The organism is Planctomycetaceae bacterium, assembly GCA_041398785.1.
GTDB lineage: Bacteria > Planctomycetota > Planctomycetia > Planctomycetales > Planctomycetaceae > JAWKUA01.
On the sequence record JAWKUA010000021.1, the window covers coordinates 81,120 to 107,661 of the forward strand.

Annotated in this window: 22 protein-coding genes; 12 read left to right on the forward strand and 10 right to left on the reverse strand. The window is 58.7% G+C overall.

From position 1 onward, the window contains the following. Positions 1-18 precede the first annotated feature (18 nt). The 5 genes from pstB to R3C19_21390 form a co-directional block, all read right to left on the reverse strand. Positions 19-783: a phosphate ABC transporter ATP-binding protein PstB gene (pstB, locus tag R3C19_21370; GenBank protein MEZ6062903.1), complete on the reverse strand. Its 765-nt coding sequence runs from the start codon at positions 781-783 to the stop codon at positions 19-21. Between the two features lie 243 nt (positions 784-1,026). Beyond that, positions 1,027-2,040, reverse strand: coding sequence for a phosphate ABC transporter permease PstA (pstA, locus tag R3C19_21375; protein ID MEZ6062904.1), 1,014 nt, complete (start codon positions 2,038-2,040; stop codon positions 1,027-1,029). Continuing rightward, the gene (gene pstC / locus R3C19_21380; GenBank protein MEZ6062905.1) at positions 2,037-2,987 is read right to left on the reverse strand and encodes a phosphate ABC transporter permease subunit PstC; all 951 of its coding nucleotides are present in this window, start codon (positions 2,985-2,987) and stop codon (positions 2,037-2,039) included. The genes pstA and pstC overlap by 4 nt, the downstream gene beginning before the upstream one ends. 207 nt (positions 2,988-3,194) lie before the next feature. Further along, on the reverse strand, positions 3,195-4,154 hold the full coding sequence (locus tag R3C19_21385; GenBank protein MEZ6062906.1) for a PstS family phosphate ABC transporter substrate-binding protein: 960 nt from the start codon (positions 4,152-4,154) through the stop codon (positions 3,195-3,197). A 337-nt stretch (positions 4,155-4,491) separates the two neighbouring features. Continuing rightward, positions 4,492-5,355 (reverse strand): ABC transporter permease, encoded by an 864-nt coding sequence (locus tag R3C19_21390; protein ID MEZ6062907.1) that lies wholly within the window; start codon positions 5,353-5,355, stop codon positions 4,492-4,494. Between the two features lie 414 nt (positions 5,356-5,769). Between R3C19_21390 and R3C19_21395 the strand changes: the two genes are divergently transcribed. The 8 genes from R3C19_21395 (at position 5,770) to rpoN (ending at position 14,799) form a co-directional block, all read left to right on the forward strand. Beyond that, complete coding sequence (locus R3C19_21395; GenBank protein ID MEZ6062908.1) at positions 5,770-6,609, forward strand: AAA family ATPase; 840 nt, start codon at positions 5,770-5,772, stop codon at positions 6,607-6,609. Positions 6,610-6,786: 177 nt separating this feature from the next. After that, entirely contained in the window at positions 6,787-7,515 is a 729-nt protein-coding gene (locus R3C19_21400) for a DUF1080 domain-containing protein (GenBank protein MEZ6062909.1), read from the forward strand. A gap of 91 nt (positions 7,516-7,606) precedes the next feature. Continuing rightward, positions 7,607-9,469 carry a c-type cytochrome gene (locus tag R3C19_21405; GenBank protein MEZ6062910.1) on the forward strand — a complete coding sequence of 621 codons (1,863 nt, stop codon included), beginning with the start codon at positions 7,607-7,609 and terminating at the stop codon, positions 9,467-9,469. Between the two features lie 459 nt (positions 9,470-9,928). After that, positions 9,929-11,704 (forward strand): DNA polymerase III subunit gamma/tau, encoded by a 1,776-nt coding sequence (gene dnaX / locus R3C19_21410; protein MEZ6062911.1) that lies wholly within the window; start codon positions 9,929-9,931, stop codon positions 11,702-11,704. Positions 11,705-11,802: 98 nt separating this feature from the next. Continuing rightward, positions 11,803-11,988, forward strand: coding sequence for a hypothetical protein (locus R3C19_21415; GenBank protein ID MEZ6062912.1), 186 nt, complete (start codon positions 11,803-11,805; stop codon positions 11,986-11,988). Positions 11,989-12,006: 18 nt separating this feature from the next. Next, the gene (locus tag R3C19_21420) at positions 12,007-12,363 is read left to right on the forward strand and encodes a YbaB/EbfC family nucleoid-associated protein (protein MEZ6062913.1); all 357 of its coding nucleotides are present in this window, start codon (positions 12,007-12,009) and stop codon (positions 12,361-12,363) included. 140 nt (positions 12,364-12,503) lie between these two features. Further along, positions 12,504-13,124: a recombination mediator RecR gene (recR, locus tag R3C19_21425; GenBank protein MEZ6062914.1), complete on the forward strand. Its 621-nt coding sequence runs from the start codon at positions 12,504-12,506 to the stop codon at positions 13,122-13,124. Positions 13,125-13,284: 160 nt separating this feature from the next. After that, positions 13,285-14,799 (forward strand): RNA polymerase factor sigma-54, encoded by a 1,515-nt coding sequence (gene rpoN, locus R3C19_21430; GenBank protein ID MEZ6062915.1) that lies wholly within the window; start codon positions 13,285-13,287, stop codon positions 14,797-14,799. Positions 14,800-14,855: 56 nt separating this feature from the next. On the opposite strand, the gene R3C19_21435 is transcribed toward rpoN, so the two are convergent. Continuing rightward, a complete protein-coding gene (locus R3C19_21435; GenBank protein ID MEZ6062916.1) occupies positions 14,856-15,776 on the reverse strand; it encodes a thiamine-phosphate kinase in 921 nt (306 codons plus the stop codon). 137 nt (positions 15,777-15,913) lie between these two features. Between R3C19_21435 and rsmG the strand changes: the two genes are divergently transcribed. Beyond that, entirely contained in the window at positions 15,914-16,552 is a 639-nt protein-coding gene (gene rsmG / locus R3C19_21440) for a 16S rRNA (guanine(527)-N(7))-methyltransferase RsmG (protein ID MEZ6062917.1), read from the forward strand. Between the two features lie 102 nt (positions 16,553-16,654). Here the strand turns inward: rsmG and R3C19_21445 are convergent, their stop codons facing one another. The 4 genes from R3C19_21445 to R3C19_21460 all read right to left on the reverse strand — a co-directional run bounded on the left by R3C19_21445 (position 16,655) and on the right by R3C19_21460 (position 21,178). Then, positions 16,655-17,911, reverse strand: coding sequence for a 6-phosphofructokinase (locus R3C19_21445; protein MEZ6062918.1), 1,257 nt, complete (start codon positions 17,909-17,911; stop codon positions 16,655-16,657). A gap of 202 nt (positions 17,912-18,113) precedes the next feature. Further along, positions 18,114-19,451, reverse strand: coding sequence for an acetyl-CoA carboxylase biotin carboxylase subunit (gene accC, locus R3C19_21450; GenBank protein MEZ6062919.1), 1,338 nt, complete (start codon positions 19,449-19,451; stop codon positions 18,114-18,116). 18 nt (positions 19,452-19,469) lie between these two features. Then, positions 19,470-19,976 carry an acetyl-CoA carboxylase biotin carboxyl carrier protein gene (gene accB, locus R3C19_21455; protein ID MEZ6062920.1) on the reverse strand — a complete coding sequence of 169 codons (507 nt, stop codon included), beginning with the start codon at positions 19,974-19,976 and terminating at the stop codon, positions 19,470-19,472. A gap of 92 nt (positions 19,977-20,068) precedes the next feature. After that, positions 20,069-21,178: a Xaa-Pro peptidase family protein gene (locus R3C19_21460; GenBank protein ID MEZ6062921.1), complete on the reverse strand. Its 1,110-nt coding sequence runs from the start codon at positions 21,176-21,178 to the stop codon at positions 20,069-20,071. 435 nt (positions 21,179-21,613) lie between these two features. Between R3C19_21460 and R3C19_21465 the strand changes: the two genes are divergently transcribed. The 3 genes from R3C19_21465 (at position 21,614) to R3C19_21475 (ending at position 26,487) form a co-directional block, all read left to right on the forward strand. After that, positions 21,614-22,369, forward strand: a complete 756-nt coding sequence (locus R3C19_21465; protein MEZ6062922.1) for a DUF2459 domain-containing protein — start codon at positions 21,614-21,616, stop codon at positions 22,367-22,369. A gap of 247 nt (positions 22,370-22,616) precedes the next feature. After that, the gene (gene thrS / locus R3C19_21470) at positions 22,617-24,815 is read left to right on the forward strand and encodes a threonine--tRNA ligase (protein ID MEZ6062923.1); all 2,199 of its coding nucleotides are present in this window, start codon (positions 22,617-22,619) and stop codon (positions 24,813-24,815) included. A gap of 412 nt (positions 24,816-25,227) precedes the next feature. Continuing rightward, complete coding sequence (locus R3C19_21475; protein ID MEZ6062924.1) at positions 25,228-26,487, forward strand: FAD-dependent oxidoreductase; 1,260 nt, start codon at positions 25,228-25,230, stop codon at positions 26,485-26,487. Positions 26,488-26,542 lie beyond the last annotated feature (55 nt).

Genomic DNA, 26,542 nt, shown 5'->3' on the forward strand with positions numbered 1-26,542 from the left:
ATGCTGGAGTTCTGTAGTCTATCCAAAACGCCCGGTGATGTAGTCTTCCGTCTTCTTTTCCTTTGGTGAGGTAAACATCCGGATTGTGGGGCCGACTTCGATCAGGCGGCCCTCATAGAAGAACGCCGTCTGATGGCTCACGCGTGACGCCTGCTGCATATTGTGAGTCACGATCACGATCGTGTACTGGGCACACAGTTCGCCGATCAGATCCTCAATGCGAGCCGTACTGGCCGGGTCAAGAGCGGAAGCGGGTTCGTCCATCAGGATGATTTCCGGGTTTGTGGCCAGCGCACGGGCGATGCACAATCGCTGCTGCTGTCCGCCGGAAAGGGCCATCGCGGATTCGTTCAGGCGATCCTTCACCTCATCCCACAGAGCGGCCTTCTGAAGGCAGGACTCCACGCGATCAGCCAGAACAGCGCGGTTCCGTTCGCCGGCGATTCGAGGACCGTAGGCGACGTTGTCAAAGATGGACTTTGGAAACGGAGTTGACTTCTGAAACACCATTCCGACATGCTGGCGCAACAGGACCACGTCGATATCCGGAGCGTTGACGTCCTGTCCCTCGACATGCAGCGTGCCGGTACAGCGTGTTCCTTCGATCAGGTCATTCATGCGGTTCAGTGTCCGCAGAAAGGTGCTTTTGCCGCAGCCTGACGGTCCGATCAGAGCCATCACGGATCGTTCGGGAATCTTCAGACTGACGTCGAACAGAACCTGGTGCGTGCCGTAATAGAAGCCCAGTTCATGTGCGACAATGGAATGCCGGTGTCCTGACATATCCTGATCACGATCAATCCCGGCCACGGACGGCGGTATCGACACGGACATCGTTTCGTCGGATGCTCTTGCCGTCTTCATGGATGACTTGGCGCGCTGGTCCATTGGCTCACTGCGGATCAGATTGACACTCTTTCCTGAGGGACACCGTGAAGCACGGGACAGGCATCGAAATGTATCGATGATGGCGGGTGGTTTCGTTGTCTTTCCCGGTAACGCTACTGTTTTGCTGAGTCCGTTTTCTTACCACATGATTTTCTTGCGGGCACGCTGTCGAACGTAGATCGCCAGACCGTTGAAGCACAGCAGCACAACCAGCAGGACAACAATTCCTGCCGCCGCGACAGGTTTGAAATCATCGCCGGGCAGTTTGGCCCAGTAGAAGATCTCAATCGGCATCGCAGAAAAACGATCGACTGGCGCCGCGAAAATCAAGGCGGGATTACGAATCAGGTCCATTGGAGAATCGACGCCTCCCGGACAGAAGCGGGCAACCGTGACTGCTCCCACCATGATCAGCGGTGCCGTTTCACCGATCGCGCGGGAGATCGAGAGGATGACTCCCGTGACGATTCCCGGCAACGCTGCCGGAACGACCTGGTGCCACACAGTCTGCCATCGCGTGGCTCCCAGAGCAAACGACGCCGCTCGAATCGTTCCCGGCACGGCTCGAAGAGACTCCTGAGCCGCGATAATCACGACGGGCAGGATGACCAGTGTCATTGTCAGCGACCCGGCCAGAACCGTTTTGCCCAGCGGAATCGGAATCTGGATGAAGCCCAGGAGTTTGATGACCGTTGTGCCGCGGCTGGCCGTGGCGAACAAGTCAAACATCCTGACGAAGACCGTCAGTCCGAGCATTCCGTAGACGATCGACGGAACGCCGGCCAGATTGGACAGGTTGACTTTGATGATCTGTGTCAGCCGCCCGGGCCCGGCATATTCTTCGAGGTAAACTGCAGACCCAACGCCAATGGGAATCGCCAGCACTGCTGTCAGCGAGATCAGCCAGAACGAACCCCAGAGTCCCGCCAGAATGCCGGCGCGATCGGCGAATGCGGAATCGACGTTTGTGATGTACGTCCAGTCCAGGCGATGCATTGCCGTCCAGACGACGGTACCGATCAGAATGGCCAGGATCCCCAGGCCGCTGTATGTCGCGACGGCGCAGACCGCGCTGAAGATCCGTGACGACCTGAGTCTTCGCTGGACGTTCGATCCGGGAGCCGTCAGAGTAAACGAAGGCGATTTGCTCATTCGTAGACCTCCCGAAAGCGGCTCAGGATGTATTGGGAAATCAGGTTGATGGTGAGCGTAATCACAAACAGCGCCAGTCCCACGGCGTAGATGCTTTTAAATTCGATCGAGTTCGCGGAATCCTCACCGGATGTCTGACTGACCATGAAGGCGGTCATGGTCTGCATACTTTCAAACGGGTTTGCCGAAAGCTGTACCAGGCTGCCGCAGCAGATCGTAACAGCCATCGTTTCACCGACGGCTCTGGCGAACGCCAGCAGGATGGCGGCCAGAATTCCGGACAAAGCGGCGGGGACGACGATTCTGACCGACACGTCCAGCTTGGTGGCTCCCAGAGCGTACGCGGCGTCGCGCAGGCTGGTTGGCACGGCCCTCAGCACGTCTTCACTCAGCGAAGCCACCGTCGGCGTGATCATGATACCAACCACGATTCCCGCGCTGGCTACGTTGTAAATGGAAACCTCAATCCCGAACAATCTCTGAAACAGCGGTTGCAGCACGTACGGGGTGATGAACGCCAGACCGAAGTAACCGAAGACGACGGTGGGGATCCCCGCAAGAAGTTCCAGGACGGGCTTTACGACGGACCGTTCCCTGGGCGCTGCATATTCACTGAGATAGATGGCAGCTCCCAGTCCCAGCGGCACACCGATGCTGCAGGCGATGCTCGCAACCATCAGCGTACCCGAAAGCAGTGGCAGAATTCCAAAGTGTCCCGTGCTAGGGTTCCAGTCGGTATCGAGCAGAAACTGTTGCAGTGAAATGCGCTGAAAGAATGCCTTGCTGGGGCCGAACGTAAACACGCTGTCGTTGAGAAGTACCAGGATGATTCCGATCGTCGTCAGAATCGAAGCCAGAGCGCACCCCAGCAGCACCAGGTGGATCAGCTTTTCGTGAATTCGGCGAGGAGAGTTCCCGAAGTCGATTTGACGGCTGGAGTTGGCCATCGGGACCGTGAATCCTGCTTCTCAGAGAGTCTTTCTCAATTCCGTTTGCGCGCTGTGCGGGTGACTGCCGGAGCGATGAATCGGCAAGCACCGATGTGTGAGTTCTCGCCGGCTTGCGCGGCATCAGCAGCGCCCACATTCCGCGCGGCGTGATGGGCAACGAGATTGGTCATTCGCAATCGAGCGGCACTTCGGGCACACAGCTTTCTACTTGATCACTTCCGCCAGCCGATTGCGGCTTTCCTGAAGATCGCTTTCGCTGAGCAGAACGCAGCCAACTTCCGGGACGGCTTTTTGTCCGTCGTTCAGATAAAACTGGACAAAGTCCTGCAGTTCCGGTCGGGAAGCCAGTGATGCCTTGTTGACGTAAATGAAAACGGGTCTGGCCAGCGGCTTGTATTCGCCGGACTGGACGGTCTCCGGAGTCGGCAGAACGGCGTCTTTAAGATTGTCCGTCGCCGACACGGACAACAACTTGAGCTTCGACTGATTTTTCTGGTAATAGCCGTAGCCGAAGTATCCCAGGGCGTACTTGCTTCCGGCGACACCCGTGACCAGAACATTGTCGTCGGCGCTGGGGCTGTAGTCTTCGCGAGTGGCCTTTTCTTCGCCGTTGATGGCCTGAGTAAAGTAGTCAAACGTCCCGCTTTCGCGACCGGGGCCGAACAGCTTGATTTCTTCGTCGGGCCATTCCGGGTTGACGTCTTTCCATGTCTTGACTGTGCTTCCAGGTTCCCAAATCCTCTTCAAATCAGCGACGGTAATGGCATCGACCCAGTCGTTTTCCGGGTTCACAACGAGAGAAATCCCGTCCATTGCGACCTTCAACTCGACAAATTCTACGCCGTGTTCTTCGCAGACCTGCTTTTCCGAATCCTTGATCGGACGCGACGCGTCGTTGATGTCGGTGTGTCCCTGAGCGAATTCCTTGAATCCCGCACCGGTTCCCGTGATTGTCAGAGCAATTTGCACATTCTTGTGACCGGCCGTTTCGAACAACTCACCGACCATTGACGTAATCGGGCCGACGGTGCTCGAACCGTCCACGCTGATGCGTTTGAGATCGGAACTGACGAGCGTGTCGCCTTCCTTGACCTCTTCCACGCCGCAGCCGGCCAGAGTCAAGACGCCTCCAAACAGGACAGCCCAAACACACAGGTTCCGCATGACCTTCACACTCCTCCAGGAACAGGCACACTCCGCCGAATACCGGAAGTACCAAAATAAGGGCCAACTCCCGCGACCGACGCGACGCAGGAACTTCGCCCAACCTGCATTTCAATCCGGGTCAGGCACGGAACGGAGTCTCAAAACGGATTGTTAATGAATTGTTAAGAGACGATACAGTTTGGCGAAGGAAATAAAAGTGAGAGCCGATGTGCCGAAATCCGGAAATTCGGCGTCCGAATTTCCGTCGCGGTCCGGGAACAGGACGCTGCGATTTCCTGTGCTTCCCACCTCGGCTGGAGCAGCCGAAACTGGTGAATTCGGGGGCGCCCGCGAGTCAGGTCACGTTCATTACGGACGGTCGCGAAACGAGCCAGACGCAGAGTCCGAAGACGGCCACGGTCACGGTGACTGACACCGCCAGGCACAACGGCATCGACGGAAGTGCTTCCCCGACAGGAAGTTCGGCTACGTACAGCAGTCGCCGCAGTCCCGCGACACCATAGGTCAGCGGGTTCAGCCGAATGACCCAGGACAGCCAGCCGGATTCGCCGCCTGGAAAGAAGGCTCCCGACAGCAGCCACATCGGCATCAAAAAGACGCTCATCATCGCGTGGAATCCCTGCGTCGAGTTCATCGGCCACGCCATGAGAAAACCGATCGCGGTCAGCTCGACGGACACCAGCACCAGAAACATCGCCGCGGCCAGCATTTGGGGGGCCGACAGGTGCATCGGCAATTCCGGAGCCAGTCCCACGTAACTCAACAGCGGTCCCGCCAGCAGGAACAGCGCGGCCTGCAGCACCGCCAGCAGCGTTCCGCCAATGATCTTTCCCAGCACGATCACCCAGCGAGGCGCCGGAGCGACCAGGACTCCCTGCAGAAAGCCTTCCCGCCGATCTTCGATGACGGAAATCGTGGAAAAGATCGCCGTAAACATCACGATCAGTACTGCGACGCCGGGCAGAAAGTATTCCTGATACGTCATGGGGCGATCCAGCGCGGCGGCCCAGTTCGGAGCCTGAAACGAAGATCGCAGGCCGGCTCCAAACAGAACCCAGAAGATCACCGGCTGACCAATCGCGCCCACAATGCGAGTTCTCTGGCGCAGGAACCGCACGATCTCCCGTGACGTCAGTGCCCACACGGCAGGCCACGCCGTGGGTGATTCCTGTTCAGCAGTCAGAACGCTGGAGTTCATGGAATTCGCTTTGGATCAGAGGTCCCGGCAGACGCTGTGAGCGCAAAGGCTGCGTCCGGGCCTGGAGCGTCTCATAGTCGGTTCCGCACCGATACTCAAACCTCAGCGCGAAGTTCCGACGGGCGGTGATGACGCGACTTGACGACGGTCTTCTTCACGTTCCGGAATCGGGAATTCTGAAAGGTGTCGGCCGGCGTCACTTCGGCGGAATCTGCCGACGTGGTCGCTTTGGCAGGCGAACCGACTGATGTCTGAACATGCATCGTTCCGTGGCGGCGAAAAGTCACGAACGGCAGGCTGAATCCCCGCGGACTCATCTTTTCCGGTCGGTGCCCGAGTCGTATATTCGAGGGTTCGAGAACGTTCTGGGCCGGCGATCAGGGACTTCGCTTCGGCAATTCAGGGATGAAAAGCATGCGTACGATTGCAGTGATGAATCAGAAGGGCGGCGTGGGCAAGACCACCACCAGTGTGAATCTTGCGGCCGCGCTGGCTCGCCGCGGGTCGAAGGTCTGTGTGATCGACCTGGATCCTCAGGGGCACGCGTCGTTTCACCTCGGACTGGAACCAACCGGCGATACTCTGACGGTGTACGAAGTGTTTTCGGAACAGGCGACGATCGACGACGCTCGCCAGTTGGTTGCCGAGAACCTGTCCATTGTTCCGTCAACCATCGATCTGGCGGCGGTTGAAGTGGAACTGGCCAACGTGCAGGGACGCGAATTCGTCCTTCGAAACGCAATGCGGCACTGGAAGGAACAGCAGAGATTCGATTACGTGATCATGGACTGCCCGCCGTCGCTGGGAGTATTGACGATCAATGCACTGTCGGCGGTCAGTGAGGTTCTGATACCGCTGCAGCCTCACTTCTTTGCGCTGCAGGGTTTGTCAAAGCTGTTTGAAACGACGGCGCTGGTGACGCGACGACTGAACCGCGAACTTCGTGTCACGGGAGTCGCGCTGTGTCTCTACGAATCGGGAACGCGGCTGGCGGCTGACGTCACCGAAGACCTGAAGATGTTTCTTACATCCAGCGATCCGGAAACTCCGTGGGCGAACGCTCAGATCTTTCGCAGTCGCGTCCGCCGCAACATCAAGCTTGCGGAAGCTCCCAGTTTCGGGCAGTCGATCTTCGACTATGCCCCCAAATGCTCCGGAGCCCAGGATTACGGTGCGTTGGCAGACGAAGTGCTGGCGATGGTCGCAAGCCATCCGAAGCCCGCCGCTGTTCAACGGCAACAGGAAGCGGCATAAGTCCGGCAGCAGCAAGTCCGCCGGCGACGGCATTCGCAAGCTCCGGATTCCGCGTTTCCTCAGGCGATTCTCCCGGCGTGTGGCACAGCCGCCTGTGGACGGTATAGAATACGGCGTTCCCGTATTTCGACGCGATGCCGTCCCGATCTGCCCACCGACCGCCTCAGGAGCAAACTCGTGCCCGCACTTCGAATCCGATTCACTTCGATCTCAATCGTACTTGCCATCGCTGCTCTGACAACCGCATCGCTGGCCGACGACCCGGCGAAATCACCGGCAGCGAAGTCATCCGAAGAATCCCCGAAGGCTGACAAAGACGGCTGGAAGCCTTTGTTCAACGGCAAGGACCTGACCGACTGGAAGTCGACGAACTTCGGTGGCGAAGGCGAAGTCTACGTCGAAAACGGTGACGTTGTGATTACTCCGGGAGTCGACCTGTCGGGAATCACGAGTACGCGCAGGGATATTCCGAAGTCCAACTACGAAATCGAATTTGAGGCTCAGCGGGCCGAAGGCAACGATTTTTTTGCCGGCCTGACGTTTCCCGTCAAGGACGAGTTCTGTTCGCTGATTCTTGGCGGCTGGGGCGGCGGTGTCTGCGGGCTTTCGAGTCTTGATCGCCTTGACGCGTCCGAAAACGACACGACCAGCTACCGTTCGTTTACGCGAGGCCAGTGGTACAAAGTTCGACTGAAGGTCACCGACGATCGCATCGACGCATGGATCGATGACATGCAGATCGTGGATGTTGAGCTGAAGAACTACAGCAGGATCAGCGTCCGATTCGAAGTCGAACGCAGCCAGCCGCTGGGATTCGCAACGTATCAGACAACCGCGCGGATTCGGAATGCCAGGATGCGAGTCCTGCCGAAGGACGAACCGACGCCGCAGCCTTCGGAGAAATAATCCCGCACGTTGTCAGCGACGGCACGCGACAGCGATCCGGAGTTCGCCCCGGTGAATCATCCCGCTACGAAGATCAATCGGATTTCCTTCCATGCCTTTGAATCTCATTCGAAACAGCGCCTTCCTGCTGGTGATGGCTTCCGTATCCTGCAGTTCGGCGTTAGCGGACCGCGTTTCCTCCAACAGTCTGCTGTGCATCAGTCACGATGATTCGCTGATCGCATGCTCCAACCGTGACAGCCGCAGTGTTTCAATCTTCACGAGACGCGATCTGAAACGCACGTTTGAAGTGGAAGTCGGACTGCACCCGGAAGGCACGACGTTTATCGGCGGCACACATCTGGTCGCGTGCTGCGTCTACGGCGACGACCGGATTGTTGTGATTGACGCGGATTCCGGAAAAATCGTGCATCGCATCGACGTGTTTGACGAACCGTACGGCATCGTAACGTCCGGTGACGGCGGGCATCTGTTTGCGACGCTGGAATATCCCGGCCAGGTGATCCGGATCGACACAAAGTCGTGGCAGGTCGACGGCGAATGGAACGTTGGCCGGATGCTGCGAGGAATCGCGGTGGCTTCTGACCAGAAGAGCCTGTTCGTCACCGAATACCTGACGGCACACCTGCTGCAGATTTCCGCCGAAGACGGTTCACTGCTGCGTCGCTGGGACGCCAGTGAGACCGAAAACATCTGCCGGCAGGTGACTTTGCATCCCACGCTGCCGAAAGCCTATCTGCCGCACATTCGATCGAAAGTCACGGCCGCTCACGGCAACGGATCGATCTTTCCGTATGTCACCGCCGTTACTTTGACGCAGGACGAAAATTCGCGACGGATGCGAATTCCCATGGACAGCTTTCGAGGAGCCCGGGTGGTGGCGAATCCCTGGGAAGTCGAATTGTCTCCCGACGGCAGTAGAGCCTACGTCATCTTCGGCGCGACGAATGACATGTTTGTCGCCGGCGTGGTCGATGACGACTACACAGAGATCAAGTACCAGTCAGCCGTATCGCTGGGAAGCAATCCGCGAGCGGTCCGGGCGTCGGCCGACGGAAAGTCGTTCTACGTTTACAACGCTCTGGATTTTGAACTTGTGGAATTCGACGCCACGACGCTGAAACCGGCTCGCACAGTCAGCGTCACTGACCATCCGCTGCCGGAACCGCTGCGAACCGGCAAGGCTCTGTTCTACACCGCGCTGCAGCCGATGTCGGGCCGACAGTGGATTGCGTGTTCGAGTTGCCATATCGACGGTGACGCCGACGGCCGCACATGGCAGCAGCCCGAAGGACTCCGGCAGACTCAGCCGCTGACAGGTCTGGCGTGGACGCATCCACTGCACTGGTCGGCCGATCGTGACGAAGTTCAGGACTTCGAACATACGATCCAGGGCAAGCTCATGCAGGGGCGCGGCTTCGTTCGCGACGCACTGCCGGGCGCGCTGGACGAACCGATCGCCGGTCGCAGCGAACTTCTCGACGCGATCGCCGTCTACACGAACTCTCACGAATTCACGCTCAGTCCGCATTCAAAGCATGGTTTGTCAGACGCCGCCAAACGCGGCCGAGACATCTTTCTGTCCGAAACCACGAAATGCGCGACCTGCCATTCCGGGCCGTTCTACTCGGATTCACGGATTGGCAAACCCAAAGATTTCGTACTGCACGATGTCGGCACGGGTAACGACGATGCGTCCGAACTGATGGGACCGAAATACGAGACTCCGACACTGCTGGGCATCTATCGCTCAGCGCCGTATCTGCACCACGGCAGGGCGGCAACTCTGAAGGATGTCCTGACGACGGAGAACTCTGAAGACAAGCACGGCGTCACCAGTCAGCTTGACGATCAGCAGATTGACGATCTTGTGGAGTTCCTGAAGGCTCTGCCCTACGAAGATCCGGTCCCCGCCGCCAAAGCCGCCGGTCTGCCGAAAGTCACCGGCCTATAAGCAAACACCCTCCGCCATTCCCACGGAGGCGGGAACCCGACGACTGCGTCTGTCGCGACGAATTGGCCACAGATTTCACAGATGGACACAGATTTTCCGCCCCTGTCCACCGCACCGCACGAGCATGTCATCTGTGTGAATCTGCGAAATCTGTGGACATGGATTTCCGTCCGCGCAATCTCCAATCGCCCCGCCATTCCCACGGAGGCGGAACCCGGCGACTGCGTCTGTCGCGATGAATTGGCCACAGATTTCACCGATGGACACAGATTCTGTGTTCGCCCGTGCACAGCGGCCGCAGGAGCATGTCATCTGTGTGAATCTGAATAATCTGTGGACAAAAACTTCCCTCGCTCGCACCGCGCTCCGCTTCGCGCGTCAACTCGGTGGATGGCCTTGCCGGAATCGAGCACAATATCGGCGGTCTCGTTTTCTGGTCCCGTCAAAGGTCGTCGCCGCGTGAGTACCGGTTCTCATTACACTGTTCTGGCTCGTCGTTTTCGTCCGCAGGCATTTGACGATGTTGTCGGTCAGGAGCACGTTTCGAAAGCGCTGCGGAACGCCATTCGGGCGGGCCGGGTGGCTCACGCGTATCTGTTCACCGGCGCTCGTGGCGTGGGAAAGACGTCGACCGCGCGGATTCTTGCCAAGGCACTGAATTGTCCAAACGCGAAGGACGGAGTGCCGTGCAACAACTGCGAAATCTGCGACGGCGTGTCAGCCGGCAACGATGTGGACGTGATGGAGATCGACGGAGCCTCCAACACGGGCGTCGACAACATTCGTTCGCTGCGCGCCAACGTGGGTGTGCGGTCCATGCGGGCGGAGTTCAAGATCTACATCATCGACGAAGTTCACATGCTGTCGACGGCTGCGTTCAATGCGCTGCTGAAGACGCTGGAAGAACCGCCGCCGAACGTGAAGTTTGTGTTCTGCACGACGGAGCCGCAGAAGGTACCGGACACCATCCTGTCGCGGTGCCAGAGATTTGACTTCAGCGCGATCAATGACCAGTCCATCGCCGACCGCCTGAAGGAAATCGCGACGGCCGAAGGCTTCGACGTGGCTGACGAAGCGGTCGAACTGGTGGCTCGCCGCGCGCGAGGTTCGATGCGGGACAGTCAGTCGTTGTTCGACCAGTTGCTTGCGTTCAGCGAAGGCTCCGTGACCGCAGAAGACGTGCATCGAATGCTGGGGACGGCCAGCGATGACCTGTTGATTTCGCTGTTCGCGGCGGTCGTGGAACACCGGCCGGGAGAAGTGCTGACTCTGTTGGAATCCGCGCTTAACGCGGGCGTCCAGGCCGGCGAACTGCTCGATCAGTGCATCGGCTATGTGCGTGATCTGATGGTGCTGCTCAGCGGGGGAGTTCACGTGCCGCTGTGCAGCGTCGCGTCCGCTCGCCGCGACGAACTGCAGACTCACGGCAACGCGATGTCGATGCCGAACGTGCTGGCGGCGTTTCAGATTTTGTCCGAAGCCAAGTCCCGCATGTTTCGCAGCACATTTTCCAGAGTCGTTCTGGAAATGGCGATGGTGCAACTGACGCTGCTGGAGAATCTCTCGGCGCTCAGCAGCCTGCTGTCCGGCGAACTGCCCGGTATTCCCGCAGCGGTCGCCGGCACAGTTGCGGATTCCGGTTCGAATTCCCCGGAAAAAAAAACTCCTGAGTTTGCCGGACAAGCAGCGGAACCTGCCGACGGCACGCGGTCTCCGTCGCCGAAAATCGAATTCTGTCAGCAGAACGTGAATCAGATTCTGACGGAACTGATTGCGGAATCCGGTCTTCAGCTCGGCGGCGCGCTGAAGGAAGCCGCCGCTTCGATTTCGCTGCCGAATCGTCTGGAGCTGTCGATCGGCTCCTCCTATAGTTCCCGCCGAAGAATTCTGGAACAACCGGAAACGCGGACAACGATCGTTTCGCTTGTGGAACGGCTGACCGGAATCGAGCCGGTTGTCAGCATTGTGGTTGTTGACGATCGAACGGACGCGGCATCGCCTTCGTCCGAACCAGCGCCGGTTAAGACAGCGGAACGAATTGCGGAACCGTCAGCCTCAAAGTCGGGAAGACCAGCGGTCGCTCGAACAAAATCGTCGCCGGTGCGACGCAGAGACGACATTGATCCGGAAAAGGATGCTTTCGTGCAGCAGGTGGTTGATGTTTTTGGAGCGACAGTTGTGCAGGTGGTGGATGCTCCGGCACGCTCCGGCACGGCTGCGGAGGCCGATGACTGACTGTTCACGCAGAAGCCGGACGTTCCGGCATTGCTGCCGAAATCCGCATTCCGTCGATGGCGATGTCGAAGCGTCCGGGCCTCATGGGCTTGCCCACGATGATGCGTCATACGAACCTTCGAGCGAGCGACGTCTTTGGAGTGCGGCGGCTGGTCGCCGCGTTCCTTTCCACTCAGTCGCCGATCGCAGGTAAATCGAACAACCGATCGGTAGTCGAAAATCGCTCGACGACCACAGCGATGCTGAACCATCGTACTCCGGACGATCGCCCGGATATGGACTAACTGAAAGGAGAAGCCATTGTGCTGAAGGGACTTGGAAACCTGGCGTCGATCATGAAGAACGCGCAGGAAATGCAGAGCCGAATGAAGGAGGCACGGGAGAAGATCGGTGAGCTTCGTGTCGAAGGGATCGCCGGCGGAGGCATGGTCAGAGTTCAGGCCAGCGGCGAAATGACGATTCTGAACGTCCAGATCGATTCGTCGCTGCTGGAAACTCAGGACGGCGAGATGATTGAGGAACTTGTCGTGGCCGCCACCAATCAGGCGCTGCAGAAGGCGAAGGACGCCGCGGCTCAGGCCATGACGGACGTCGCCGGAGGCATGGATATTCCGGGGCTGGGCGACGCCCTGTCGAAACTCGGACTGGGCGGACCGTAGCCGCGGAACCGGTATCGGCGCATGAGACGATGTCGATCGGCGGCTTGGCTCCGCAGGTTCGGTATCGCCGCAATCGCAAGTCCAGAGATTCGTTGCCGCATGTGTGGTGCGCACAGAAAGTTGAATCAGACTCGAAATTCATGAAATCCGATTTCTCGACAGACCATCCCTACGGTGCCAGCGTCGGCAAACTGATCGACGAATTCGGCCGCCTTCCCGGCATCGGAAAGAAGACGGCGGAGCGGCTTGCCAATCATGTCCTGTCGTGCCCTCGGGAAGAAGCGTATGCGCTGGCGGACGCCATTCGTGCCGTGAAAACTTCCGTCCGGCGGTGTTCGGTCTGTTTCAATCTGACGGAATCTGAGGTCTGCGCGATCTGCTCCGACCCGCGCCGTGATCGTCATGTCATCTGCGTTGTAGAGCAGCCGCGTGACGTTGTCGCTCTGGAATCCAGCGGCGCCTATCAGGGGCTGTATCACGTGCTCGGCGGCAGGATTGCGCCGCTGGAAGGCATCGGTCCGGAGGACCTGACGATTCACCAGCTTGTGAAGCGCATTCGCAAAGATGGAGTCACCGAACTGGTGATGGCCACGAATCCCACGCTGGAGGGCGACGGGACGGCGTTGTTCATCACGAATCTGCTGCAGAATGACAACGTCAAAGTCACGCGACTGGCTCGGGGCATCGCATCCGGCAGTGTTCTGGAGTTCGCAAACCGCGAAATGCTGGCTGACGCTCTGCGGGGACGACAGTCCTTCTGACACTGCGATTTTTCGTGGGATTTTTCTGGACATTTTGGAAATCCAGGTCGGCGATGTTTGTTGGCACTCTGTTTGCTCATGGCGGCCGATTTTAGACTACAATGCAAACGTGCCGCCCCGGATGGCGGGCTGATTTCGACGCATAAGCCTGGCGACCAGCATGCACCTGAATATCTCGCAGCAGATGAAAATGAGTCAGCAGATGAAGCTGGCTCCGCGGATGATCCAGTCAATGGAGATTCTGCAACTGAACATGATGGCACTGAACGAACGTATCGAGCAGGAGCTGGTCGAGAACGTCACTCTGGAAGTCGTCAACAAAGATCGAGACGCGCCCGTCGATGAAGCCGACCGCGTTCTCACCCCCGACGATCCTCGCGAAGCACGAGAACTGAAGAAGGACGTTGAGGAACGGGAGCTGGTCGCCGGCAACGACACCAACAACGAGTCGGACTTCGAACGCCTGCTGGAGATCTCCTCCGAATGGCCCGAAGACAACGTGGGTTTCGGCGGGTCGAAGCCATCGTCAAATCAGATCGGCGACGACGCTGACCGTCAGCACGACGCCATGGCCAACATGACCGCGCGTCCTCAGTCGCTGCACGAGTACCTGCTGGAACAGTTCACATTCTTTTCCATCGACGACACGAAGCGGCAGTTCGGCGAATACCTGATTCAGCATCTGGATCACAACGGACGACTTCAAAGTCTGCTGCCGGAAATCGCGCAGCAGTTCAATCGCGTCTACGATGCGGCGATCACTCACGAACAGGCGGAAGACGTGCTGAGCATGATTCAGCATCTGGACCCGCCGGGCGTCGGAGCCCGCGACCACAAGGAAATGCTGCTGCTGCAGATCGAAGATCACATGCCCTTTCATGAGGTCATGGAAGTTCTGGTCCGCGACCATCTGGAAGACATCGCCTTCAACCGCCTGCCGGTCATTCAAAAGGCGACCGGCTACAGCATCGATATGATCAAGGTCGGCATCGAACAGATTCAGACGCTGAATCCTTATCCCGGTCGCGGTTTCGAACAGCGTCCGGTGCAGCGGGTGACTCCGGATCTGGCGGTGGAAAAGGATTCCGACGGCAAATACATCGTGCGACTGCTGGATGAGTACGTTCCGGAGCTGCGGATCAGTCCCCGGTATGCTCGGATGCTGAAGGAAAACCCGACTCAGGAAACTCGCGACTGGATCAAGAAGAAGGTCGAATCCGCTCGCTGGCTGATTGAATCCATCGAACAGCGGTACAGCACACTGAAGAAGGTCGCTCAGGAAATCGTCGACCACCAGCAGGACTTTCTTGATCTGGGCCCGGAACACATCGCGCCGCTGAAGATGCAACAGATCGCGGACCGCGTGGGTGTTCACGTCACGACTGTTTCCCGGGCGGTGGACGAAAAGTGGATCCAGACACCGCGCGGTTTGTTTCCGCTGAAGCGCTTCTTCGGCGGCGGTACTCAGACGGCGGACGGCGAAGAAGTGGCGTGGGACACGATCCGTATCAAGCTGCAGGAACTGATCGACGGCGAAGATAAGAGCAAACCGCTGAGCGACGATGCTCTGGTGGAAGCGCTGGCCGGTCAGGGTCTGACACTGGCTCGCCGCACGATCACGAAGTACCGCAAGCAAATGGGAATTCCCAGCAGCCGCCAGCGCCGGGAATACTGATCGTCCGGGCGGTCAGGCTTCCGGGAATACGAGCGGCCACGTCAAGTCCGGTCGGCTTACAAATGCTGCCAGCCGGTGACCTGCAGCGGTGAGCGGTCACCCGTTTCCGTGATGACATGCAGTCCGGGCTCCTGAGTCACGTTCCCGATCACGTGACAGCCGACGTCGGCAGGCGCGCTTTCGATCAGGCTCAAATCCGCCGGCGAGACCGCCAGCAGCAGTTCGAAGTCTTCACCATCACTGAATGCACGTCGCAATCGGTCGTCGAACGGCAGGTCAGCACTGACATCCGGATGAATCGGAATCCGGTTCGTCCGCAGGATTGCTCCCGTGCCGCTGGCTTCCATCATTCGCGAAAGATCGATGGACAATCCGTCGCTGACGTCGATCATCGAATGGATGGCAACGTTGTTCACCAGCCATTCGGCCATTGCCAGCCGCGGTTCAAATGTCAAATGACGGTCGGTCGTCAGACTTCCACCCAGCGGTCCCGTGACAATCAGCACGTCTCCCGGCTTCGCGCCGGAACGCAGCACGGGGTTCGCAGCCATGGGAACTCCTGTCAGGCAGACGTTGATCGCAAATGGACCGTCCCAGGAATTCGTGTCGCCGCCAGCCACGCAGAAGCCATACCGATTGGCCAGCGCGGCGATTCCTTCATAAAGACTGTTCAGGAATTCGTCGGGCGAAGTCAGAGACCTGGGCACGGCCAGTGACAGAAACGCCGACGTCGGCCGACACGCCATCGCCGCCAGGTCACTGAGGTTCACCGCGACCGATTTGCGTCCGGCAAGGCCGGGCGACGTGTGCTTCAAATCGAAGTGAACGCCGTCGAGCAGCATGTCGGTGACAATGATCTGCTGAGTGGCATTGGAACAGTCGATCACAGCTCCGTCGTCGCCGATACCAATCTGCACGGGCGGACGTTCGGGAAACCGCTTTGCCAGTTGGCGAATGAATTCACGTTCCGATGTCATGTGTGTCAGTTTAACGACTTCCAGCGTGTGCGGCGTGCCGCACCGCGACCGCTGCTATAGTCCGTTCCGCCGGGAGCACACGGGTGATACGACGCCGCGGCGTGAAACGGTTCCCTTGATTTAGTGAAAACACACGAATGATCGAATCACTGACAGCCGTTCTGCTTCGCTGCGGCGTGGAACTTTCGGACGAGTCCGTCGCACTGCTGGACCAGTACTGCGAGCGGTTATGGGACTGGAACAGGAAGCTGAACCTGACTCGCCACACGGATCCGGAAGCGTTCGTGACGCGCGACCTGCTGGATACTCAGCAGCTTGCCGAACACATCGCGAGCGGAGAAACGGTGCTGGACATCGGGTCGGGAGGCGGTGTTCCCGGCGTTCCGATGGCCATCCTGCGGCCGGATCTGTGCATCACTCTTGCGGAAAGCAGCGGTCGCAAGGCGGCAGCCTTGAAGGCGATCCTTGGCGATCTGAAGCTTGCAATTCCCGTACTTGCCGAACGCGGCGAAGACATCCTGAAAACTCGAACGTTCGACACCGCGACGGCGCGAGCGGTGGCTCCGCTGAAGAAACTGCTGCCGCTTCTGAGGCCCGTGAGAAACTCCTTTGGGAAATTACTGCTGATCAAGGGCCCAAACTGGGTTTCGGAGCGTAAAGAAGCAGAAGCCGGCAAGCACCTGCGCGGCTTTACGATTGATGTCCTGGCGGAATATGCAACTCCCGGTCGCGACGGCAGGAGCGTCATATTGCAGATCGTCGGCGGGAAGTCGTAGCCGCCGCGTTCGTGATATCGGTCGCCGACAGGGACGGCAAACAGCACCGTCGACAGGACCGCTGATCGACAAGCGCAGCGCTGCGGTAGTCCTTCGCGGAACTCAGCCGATGTTGGTTTCCAGAAACCGGGCCAAAGTGTGGAAGTCGCTTCCCGGTGGAATAAAGCGAACAACGGTGACCAGAGTTTCCGGGTCGACAAGGTTTTCGAACGGAACGTAGTGCAGGTCCAGTTGGCCCGACACGGACACCATCACGCCGTTGTGTTCTTCTTCGCACAAAGCCCGGTAGGCTCCGACGCCCAGTTGACTGCCCAGCATCACGTCGAAGGCATGCGGCCGGGCACAGCGGGATTCGTAGCCGAGCTGCAGACCGGTGACCTTTCGATCGACGCCGGTTCGCTTTTTGAATTCCGCCTTCACGCGTTTGGCGAACATTTTTCCGAGATCGACGTGAGCGACGGAAATGTGTCCGTGCTCGTCACGAGGCACGTCCTTCAGAGCGTCATCGGACAGGAATTCCGCCAGCCCTTCGGCCAGGACGATGACGCCGTAATCCTTGCCCTGTTTTTCGCTGCGGTACTTCATGACGCGGACGATCTTGTCGACGACCTTGTCAATATCCATGACCTTCCGTTCGGGAGTCGACTCGTGTGACGCATAGCGCTCGTCGATATCCTCCACGCTCAGAACCAGGCTGGCTTCGCCGGCGATCGCGGCTCCGTAGGCCAGCCAGCCGGCGCTGCGTCCCATGCTTTCGACAACGAAGTAGGCTCGCGACGCTTCCGCATCCGCGTGCAGATTGCGGATTTCCGTGCCCAGAGTTTCCACGGCGGTGAAATACCCGAACGTGAAGTCGATTCCCATGTAGTCGTTGTCGATCGTCTTCGGAACGTGGACCACGGGAATCTGCTTGCTGCCGGCCGGCAGACGATCCTGAAACATCTTCAGCTTGTTGGCTGTCTTCAGCGTGTCGTCTCCGCCGATGGAAACCAGTGCGTCGACACCCAGCGAACAAAGGCCGTCGTAGACTCGCTTCAGCGGAGCCGACTTTTCCGGATCCTGCAGGTCCGCGGGACTGGTGACGTGTTTTCCGGGATTGGCCCGCGCCGTTCCGATCAGAATGCCCTGCTTGCTGCGAGTCCGGCGGAGCATGACTTCGTGCAGATTGATGTAGTCGATGCCTTCGCGCAGCGGATTCTCGGGCGTGTAATCCGTCAGGCTGGAGTAGCCGTACTTGATACCGACGACTTCGATACCGTTGTTAAGACACGAAATCGCGCACGTCGAAATGACTGCGTTGGCGGCCGGAGCCGGACCGCCGGCAAACAACAGAGCAACTTTTTTGATAGCGTGAGTCATAGCTTTGAATACCACAGCGTAAGTGACATCAGGAAGTGGGCTGTCAAATTTCATCAGCCCGAAAAATGAACCGATCACCGAACAACTTCCGGCGGAGCTGTGCCGCTGCACAGCCGGGAAGGCCATTTGGGTCCGTTTAGGCGATCGCAGGACGAGTCATGGCCGGCCCGCTTTAACGGCAGTCATCGGCTTCCGGCGGCAACTACCACGTGCGTTCGACAAACGTGGTATCGACTGTGCCGTCAACGAATGCCGAATGATTAAACATCTTCTTTGCCAGCGGCAGTGTCGTGTGAACGCCTTCCACGACAAATTCACGCAGGCAGCGCCTCATGCACGAAATCGCTTCGTCACGAGTCGGCTTGTGAACAATCAGCTTGCCGATCATCGAATCGTAATACGGACTAATGGTGTAGTTCTCGTAGACGTGCGAATCAAACCGAACTCCGCCGCCGCCGGGAAGTCTCAGTTTTGATATTCGGCCGGGGCTTCCCCGAAAGTCGTTATCCGGATCTTCGGCGTTGATTCTCAGTTCGATGGCTGAACCGTTGCAGGGAATGTCCTGCTGCGTGAACTGCAGCTTTTCTCCGGCGGCGACCAGAATCTGCTGCTTGATCAGATCGATTCCCGTGACCATTTCCGTTACCGGGTGTTCGACCTGAATTCGGGCATTCACCTCGATAAAGTAGAAGTTGTGGTCCCTGTCGACGATGAATTCGACGGTCCCGGCATTCTGATAGCCGGATTCCTGAATCAGCCGGACGGCGGCCGCGCAGATCTTTGAACGGATTTTGTCGGGCAGGTTCGGAGCGGGGCTTTCTTCGATCAGCTTCTGATGCTTGCGCTGCATCGAACAGTCACGTTCCCACAGATGCACCGCGTTTCCGTGCGAATCCGCCAGCACCTGAACTTCGACGTGCCGCGGACGTTCGACGTACTTTTCCAGATAGACACCGGCGTTGCTGAACGCCTTTTCGGCTTCGGCCGAGGCGGCCTGCAGACCGGCGCGCAGCGACACTTCATTCCCGGCGACTCGCATGCCCTTCCCGCCGCCGCCGGCCGTGGCCTTGATCAGAACCGGGTAGCCGATTTCCCCGGCGATCCGCACAGCTTCGTTGACATCGGAAATCAGTCCTTCGCTGCCCGGCACGCAGGGAACCTTCGCGGCCATCGCGATCTTCCGGGCGCTGACTTTGTCGCCCAGCTTTGACATCGCTTCATGCGGCGGTCCGATGAATTCGATGTTGCACTTGCGGCAGACTTCGGCGAAGTGAGCGTTTTCGGAAAGAAAACCGTAGCCGGGATGAATGGCCTGAACGTTGCCCACTTCAGCCGCGCTGATAATGCGGTTGATCAGCAGATAACTTTGCGACGCCGGAGCCGGGCCGATGCACCAGGCTTCGTCGGCGAGATCCAGGTAATGAGATCCCCGGTCGGCTTCACTGAACACGGCAACGGTTTCGATGCCGAGTTCCCGGCAGGCTCGAATGATCCGCAGAGCGATCTCGCCGCGGTTCGCAATCAGGATTCGTTGAAACATGGAGGCGGATTCCGTCGGTTAAGCCGGTTCGATTCGAAACAGCGGCTGGCCGAACTCGACCGCGTCGCCGTTTTCGACGAGGATCTCAACAATCCGGCCGGATTTCTCCGCGGGAATCTGGTTGAACACCTTCATTGCTTCGATGATGCAGACAACGGTTTCCGGCCCCACGACCGAACCGACTTTCACAAACGCGTCATCTTCCGGGCTGGCCGACGAATAAAACGTTCCGACGGTTGGAGCGTCGATTGTGATGCCCTTCGGTGCAGCAGCCGCGGCGGGTGCTGCTGCAGGAGCGGGACTGGCCGGCGCCGCAGAGGGCAACGGCGCAGAAGCAACCGGAGCGGCGAACGACATTCCGGCCGGCATCGCAACCTGTTTCGGTCCGCGACGAACTTTCCAGGATTCGCCGTCTCGAGTGAGGTTGGCTTCCGTGACGCCGAACTTTTCCATCAGTTGAAGCAGACGGCGAAATTTCAGTAAATCGAAGCCACCTTTATCGTCGGATTCGGGTGTTTTGGGCATTTGATGATCTCGTGGGATAAGCACGTCAGAAAGCGCAGAACGCCTGCCTCAGCCGTGAAAATTCGGGGCACAGCTTCGTGAAACGGCCGGAATTATGCAAGGAAATCCATCACTGCCTGTTCGAATTCCCGTGGAACAGAGGTCAGGACTTCACATCCGTCTTTCGTGACCAGCACATCGTCCTCAATCCGCACACCGAACCTGTCCCGCAGATAAATCCCCGGCTCCACAGTGACCACCGTTCCCGGCCGCAACGTCTCCTCTGACAGGGGGCTTAACCGGACGGATTCGTGAATTTCCAGGCCGAATCCGTGCCCCAGGCCGTGACCGAAGTGCCGGCCATACCCGGCGTCGGCGATCATGCCGCGCGCAACGGCGTCGACATCCCGGCAGAGGACTCCCGGTTTGATGGCCGCGATCGCCGCCTGCTGAGCGGCCAGCACCGTTTCGTACACCGTGCGCATTTGCTTCGTCGGTTTGCCGGTGATGAACGCGCGAGTCAGATCGCTGCGGTAGCCTGTCCGCGTTTCGGCTCCCCAGTCGATCAGCAGCATCGGCGATTCGCCGACGCGCAGGTCGCCCGCGTGAGCATGAGGCAGGGCTCCCGTCGGCCCGACGCCCACAATGGGTTCGAACGCCGGGCCGTTGGCTCCGAAGTCTCGCATCGCGGCTTCCAGCAGATAACGAATCTCCCGCTCCGTTTGATCCGGCCGCAGACTGCTGCAGACAACGCTGATTCCTCGTTCCGCCATCGCAATCGCGTCACGAATCTGCTGCAGTTCCCAGCGATCCTTGACCGAGCGAAGCCGCTCCGTCAGGTCACTGGTCGAAACAAGTTCGACGTTTGGCAGCTTTTCGGCCAGAACCGCGTGCTGTGCGACGGTCAGATGATCCGCTTCGATCCCCAAGCGCTTCACCTTTGTCTTCTGAAGCAGTTGAGAAACGAATTCCATCATCGAAGTCGTGGCGTCGCGAATGACGGCCTCCACGCCGGGGCATTCGGTGGCCAGTTGAGTCTGATATCGCGTATCGCTGATAAGCACTGTTGTCGCCGAGCTGACAAACAGCCACGTCGAATCGCCGCTGAATCCCGTCAGATACCGAACATTCGCCACACCGCTGACCAGCAGCCCGTCAATTCCGGGAACTTTTAGGCTTCGAACCAGCCGGCTCCGGCGAGAAGCATAGTTGGGACCTGTCATCGACTGGATATCTCCGCTGACTGCTGAAGTGTCGCGAGGGAGTGCCTCGGAAGGGAGGCCAAAGAAAGAATCTACAAAGATAGGTGGCTGCGCAGGGGACCATAGGCTGACGCTTCCTTTGATTCCAGCATTGGTCGGTCGACCGCCACTCGGAAGCCGCCTCGAGGAATTCCAGCCACGTTGCCGCCACGCTGTTTTGGATTCACCCGCAGCAGTTTCTGCCGGTCCTTTGCGACACAGGTTAATCACGGCCAATTCTTCCGCGACGTGCGGTCCATTGCGTCTTGCTGCAACCGAACGTCACCGGTAGGGTCAACCAGGGTACGAGGTTACTCCGGTACAGATCCATTCAAATCGGCATCGACCAGAAGTGCATTTGGCGAACTCCGTAATGTCTTGGTTATACCCCTGACGCGCGATCCCGAGGAGACGAAAGTGACGTACGACACGCGCTGGATCTGGTTCATTGCGTGGCTGGTTGTCACGGCGATGTGCGGTGGTTGCGTCGTTTCAAGCGACTCGAACCGCGGTCTCGCCAGTCGTTCCGGAGTGGCGGGTGTTCAGCAGGTAAGTTTTGAAACGGAATCACCACGAAAGATCCATGTTGTCAGTCACGGTTGGCATACGGGGATTGTCCTGCCAACCGCTGACGTTTCCCCTGGGATTTGGCCGGAGGTGGAGGCATTTCGAGATTACGCATTCGTCGAAATCGGTTGGGGCGACGAAGGCTTCTATCGCATGGACGGGCTTCAGGCCGGGACGCTTTTCAAGGCTGCTTTCCTGCCAACACCGAGCGTCCTGCACATTGCAGCATTCGAATCGCCACCGACTGAAGTCTTTCAGGTCAGCGATATTATCGAGGTTCCCCTGGCCCAATCGCAATTTGCTAACCTTTGCAGATTCGTTGCGGAATCGTCGGAGCGTGGGTCCGATGGAAGAGCAGTTGATTTGGGGGAAGGCCGTTACGGGTATAGCCGTTTCTATCGTGGCCGCGGTAGCTACTTCCTGCCAACAACTTGCAATGTCTGGACGGCAAGGGCCCTTCAGGCCGCCGGGCAGCCCGTGACACCCAGTCTCTGCGTGACGGCCGACGCCGTTGTGCGCCAGACAAATCGATTCGGCTATCAGTTGCAGGAGGCAGATCCCGGACTCAAACGCGCCATGTTGCGAGCCTCCTCGGACAGCAACTGAATTCTTCCAAACACCGGCCGTATAGGTGGGTCGCGACTCAGGGTGCTCCGCGGCGGCAAAGCAATTACCGCTTGCTGCATCAACTGCGTCCTCGCTGTCCGCGTAGAGATTCCGAGAGCGTAACGATATAACCCCGGCCCCGCGGTCACTCGTTTCGGTCGCGGCTTCTGTTCGGTGGTTCCTGGCGGCGTTCATTTGTGCGGACGCCGAACAGGCCTCGCCCTTCCTTCGAACAAGATTTCTCAGCATGATTGAGGTTCAGCTTCCCGACGGGACCGTTCTTGAAAAACCCGACAATGTGACCGCTCTGGACGTCGCTGCCGGTATCGGTGAACGTCTGGCTCAGTCGACCGCCGCCGCCAGTATCGACGGGAAAGCGGTCGACGCCATGAGACCTCTGGCGGAACTGACGGACAAGCGTCCCGTGCCGCTGACGCTGCTGACGACTCGCGACGAAGCGGCGCTGGGGGTCATGCGGCACAGTTGTGCTCACGTCATGGCGCGAGCTGTGATGCGGCTGTACGACGGCGTCGGGCTGGCGTTCGGACCGACTCTGGGTAACGGATTCTACTATGACTTTGACCTGGCCACTCCGATCAGCGAAGACGATTTTCCCCGCATCGAAGCGGAGATGCAGAAGATCATCAAAGACGCGGAGCCGTTCGAACGATTCACGATGTCCCGCGACGATTCGCTGAAGTTCTGCACCGATCTGAATCAGGAACTGAAGGTCGAACATATCGGCAGCGGCCTGGCCGACCACGGCGAACTGAGCTTCTATCGCCAGGGAGAATTCGTCGACCTGTGCCGCGGTCCGCATATTCCGCACGCCGGACTCATCAAGGCGTTCAAGATCCTCAGCGTCGCCGGTTCGTACTGGAAGGGAAACGCCGCCAACAAACCGCTGCAGCGAGTCTACGGAACCGCGTTCTTCGATCGCAAAGATCTGAAGGCCTATCTGGAACAGATTGAAGAAGCGAAGAAACGCGATCACCGGGTGCTCGGCAAGCGTCTGGGACTCTTCACGATTACGTCGGACGTCGGGCAGGGGCTTTGCCTGTGGCTGCCGAAGGGAGCAACCATCCGGGCGACTCTGGAGGAATTCATCAAAGCCGAACTTCTGCGGCGAGGCTACGAGCCCGTGTATTCGCCGCACATCGGTCGCGTCGAACTTTACGAAACCAGCGGCCACTTTCCCTACTACCGCGATTCGCAGTTCGCACCGCTGTTCGGGCATTCGGCCGGACAACTCGTGGACCACTGGATTCGTTGTCTGGATCCGAATGACCAGGATGTTCAGCCGCCGTCCGCTGACGATGAAAGGAAGCTGCTGGACGCCGCGAAGGTACTTGGGTTCGACGTCGATGACTTCCCCGTCAACGGCTCCGACGCGGAAAAACATGACGTCCTGCGCCGCTGGGAAAAGCAGCAGGAACGATTCCTGCTGAAACCGATGAACTGTCCTCATCACGTGCAGATGTACAAGGCCATTCCGCGAAGTTATCGCGACCTGCCGGTGCGGCTGGCCGAATTCGGGACGGTCTATCGGCATGAGCAATCCGGTGAACTGAACGGCATGCTGCGAGTTCGCGGGCTGACTCAGGACGACGCCCATCTGTTCTGCACGCCGGAGCAGGTCGAGCAGGAGTTCAAGGATACTCTGGGGTTGGTCAAGTATGTGCTGGAAGCCGTCGGCCTGGAGGATTATCGAGTCCAGCTTTCATCGCGCGACCCGGATTCCGACAAGTACGTGGGCGACGTGGAACTGTGGGAGAACGCTCAGAATGTGCTGCGCAAAGTGCTGACCGAAGCCGGTCTGGACTTCATCGAAATGCCCGGCGAAGCAGCGTTCTACGGCCCAAAGGCGGACTTCATGGTGCGAGACTGCCTGGGTCGCGAATGGCAGCTTGGAACCGTGCAACTGGACTACAACCTTCCGCTGAGATTCGATCTGGAATACACCGGCAGCGACAACCGGCCGCACCGTCCCGTGATGATTCATCGGGCTCCCTTCGGTTCCATGGAACGCTTCGTCGGCATGCTGATCGAACACTTCGCCGGCGCATTTCCGCTGTGGCTGGCTCCGGAACAGGTGCGAGTACTGCCGTTAAGCGAAAAATCGGACGACTACGCGAAGGAGATTGCCGGCAAACTGCGACAGGCGGGATTCCGGGTCACCACCGATCTGCAAAGCGCCAAGCTGCAGGCCAAAATCCGCGACGCTCAGGTGGACCTGATTCCGTACATGGCGGTTGTCGGCCCCAAGGAAGCCGAACAGAATGCCGTCGCCCTGCGCTGCCGCATCGATGGTGATCTGGGAGTCATGCCTCTGGACGCTGCAATCGCCAGGCTGTCCGAAGAACGCGACAAACGAACAATCCGCCAGGTCGTTAAGTCATCGTTCAGCGGCCTGGAAGGCGAAACCGGGGAAGTCGATGAGTACTGAGGCGAGGGCCAGATGAGCTGTTACCTGCCCCTCGCCTAATTCCTTGCAGCGGAAACACGCCTCTTTTTCAAAGGGCAACGTGGCGGTGTCTCGGCGAGACACGACTTCATTGCGTCATCTCAATGAGTTTGCAACCGGCCCAATCCGGGAACCGCGACGCTCGATCGACGGTGTCCGCTGTTTTTTCCAGTCAACAACTGCCGGCGGCGCAGTGCTGAGCACCCGGACGCGGCGTCGCCATCCGTGCCGATCCGTCACGACAGCGTGCCGATTCGCACGGCGCGCGAGGGGTCGGGACACGCTGTCACGCCGGGTTCTCTTCGGCGCGATCTTTGCAATTGCCAGGCAATTGCGAACTGTGATGTCGGCGTGACCACAGGTAATCGAATGTCAGCGGGCGGAGGATGGAATCATGGCGGCAAAACCACGAATTGCGGTTCTGGGGGGAGGATTCGGCGGGCTCGAATCTCTGTTCTATCTGAAGTACAAGCTCGGTGACCGTGCGGATCTGACTCTGGTCAACGACAGTCAGAAGTTTCTGTTCAAACCGAACACGATCTACATCCCGTTTGGCGACGAGCCCGAGAAGTTCGAAGTCGATCTGATCAAGCCGCTTCGAAAACAATCGATCGAACTTGTCACGTCGCACGTGGAGAGCATCGACCCGGACAGTCAGACGGTCTTCACGAAAGACCGGCCGGTGAACTACGACTACCTTGTCGTGGCGACCGGCGCGAAGATGCGGTCGGAGGAAATTCCGGGGCTCTACGAACACGCCATCACCGTGTGGACTCCCGATGACATGCTGCGCCTGAGGGACCGGATCGCGTGGGCCAAAGAACGAGCGGCGGGGAACAATCGCACGAAGTTTCTGTTTCTGGTGCCTCCCAACAACCGGTGTTCCGGGCCTTTGTATGAAATGGTCCTGATGCTGGATACGCACCTGCGCCGGGACGGCAGTCGCGATCACATTGACCTGGTCTACGCCACAAAGGAAGAAGCGTTCATTGAAGCGTTTGGTCCGCGGCTGAATACCGTGGTCACGGACGAGTTCCGCGAACGCGGCATCGAAGGCCATAAGGGCTACGTTGTCACGGGGATTGAACCCGGACGCGTGTCGTTTCAGAACGGGCAGCAACTGACGTATGACGTTCTGGTGAGTTTTCCGCCCTACGTGGCTTCGACTTCGTTTCAGCAGCTTCCCACGGACGATCGCGGTTTCATTCAGGTGGAACACGACAGTCGGCGGGTGGTCGGTCAGGATCGAATCTTTGCTGTGGGTGACGCGGCCAACTTTCCGATCAAGCAGGCATTCCTGGCTCTTCTGCAGGGAGACGCGGCGGGCGATCACCTTGCCGCTGAAGTCCTGGTGGACAAGCCGTCGGTCAACTTCGAGCCGATGAGCATGTGTGTCATGGAAGAGCTGAACAAAGCCACGTTCGCTCAGGTACCGCTGAAATATACGGACGACCCCGACAAACCGGTGGCTGTCGATCTGGACGATACCGACCATTACAAGGTCGGCGTTTCTCCGATCTGGCGGATGGGAAAGGCGGTTCTTGGGTTCTATCTGCCGTGGCGATTCGGTCACGGCAAGCCGTTCCACGCGGGCTTCGCCTGGGACGCGATGGACGCCGGACTGAAGGTCATGTCGAAAGTTCTCGCCAAATGACGAACCGTGGTGCGGGAAAAGCGTGAGCGGCGCGTCGGTGCCGGATAAAATCGCC

Bases quoted from the DNA above. Each gene is read 5' to 3' on its own strand.
- R3C19_21390 (MEZ6062907.1), bottom strand. From the start codon at position 5,355: ATGAACTCCAGCGTTCTGACTGCTGAACAGGAATCACCCACGGCGTGG.
- R3C19_21395 (MEZ6062908.1), top strand. From the start codon at position 5,770: ATGCGTACGATTGCAGTGATGAATCAGAAGGGCGGCGTGGGCAAGACC.
- R3C19_21435 (MEZ6062916.1), bottom strand. From the start codon at position 15,776: ATGACATCGGAACGTGAATTCATTCGCCAACTGGCAAAGCGGTTTCCC.
- rsmG (MEZ6062917.1), top strand. From the start codon at position 15,914: ATGATCGAATCACTGACAGCCGTTCTGCTTCGCTGCGGCGTGGAACTT.
- pstB (MEZ6062903.1), bottom strand. From the start codon at position 783: ATGTCAGGACACCGGCATTCCATTGTCGCACATGAACTGGGCTTCTAT.
- R3C19_21475 (MEZ6062924.1), top strand. From the start codon at position 25,228: ATGGCGGCAAAACCACGAATTGCGGTTCTGGGGGGAGGATTCGGCGGG.
- R3C19_21415 (MEZ6062912.1), top strand. From the start codon at position 11,803: ATGATGCGTCATACGAACCTTCGAGCGAGCGACGTCTTTGGAGTGCGG.
- R3C19_21405 (MEZ6062910.1), top strand. From the start codon at position 7,607: ATGCCTTTGAATCTCATTCGAAACAGCGCCTTCCTGCTGGTGATGGCT.
- R3C19_21445 (MEZ6062918.1), bottom strand. From the start codon at position 17,911: ATGACTCACGCTATCAAAAAAGTTGCTCTGTTGTTTGCCGGCGGTCCG.
- R3C19_21385 (MEZ6062906.1), bottom strand. From the start codon at position 4,154: ATGCGGAACCTGTGTGTTTGGGCTGTCCTGTTTGGAGGCGTCTTGACT.
- pstA (MEZ6062904.1), bottom strand. From the start codon at position 2,040: ATGAGCAAATCGCCTTCGTTTACTCTGACGGCTCCCGGATCGAACGTC.
- pstC (MEZ6062905.1), bottom strand. From the start codon at position 2,987: ATGGCCAACTCCAGCCGTCAAATCGACTTCGGGAACTCTCCTCGCCGA.
- thrS (MEZ6062923.1), top strand. From the start codon at position 22,617: ATGATTGAGGTTCAGCTTCCCGACGGGACCGTTCTTGAAAAACCCGAC.
- R3C19_21460 (MEZ6062921.1), bottom strand. From the start codon at position 21,178: ATGACAGGTCCCAACTATGCTTCTCGCCGGAGCCGGCTGGTTCGAAGC.
- accB (MEZ6062920.1), bottom strand. From the start codon at position 19,976: ATGCCCAAAACACCCGAATCCGACGATAAAGGTGGCTTCGATTTACTG.
- rpoN (MEZ6062915.1), top strand. From the start codon at position 13,285: ATGCACCTGAATATCTCGCAGCAGATGAAAATGAGTCAGCAGATGAAG.
- recR (MEZ6062914.1), top strand. From the start codon at position 12,504: ATGAAATCCGATTTCTCGACAGACCATCCCTACGGTGCCAGCGTCGGC.
- accC (MEZ6062919.1), bottom strand. From the start codon at position 19,451: ATGTTTCAACGAATCCTGATTGCGAACCGCGGCGAGATCGCTCTGCGG.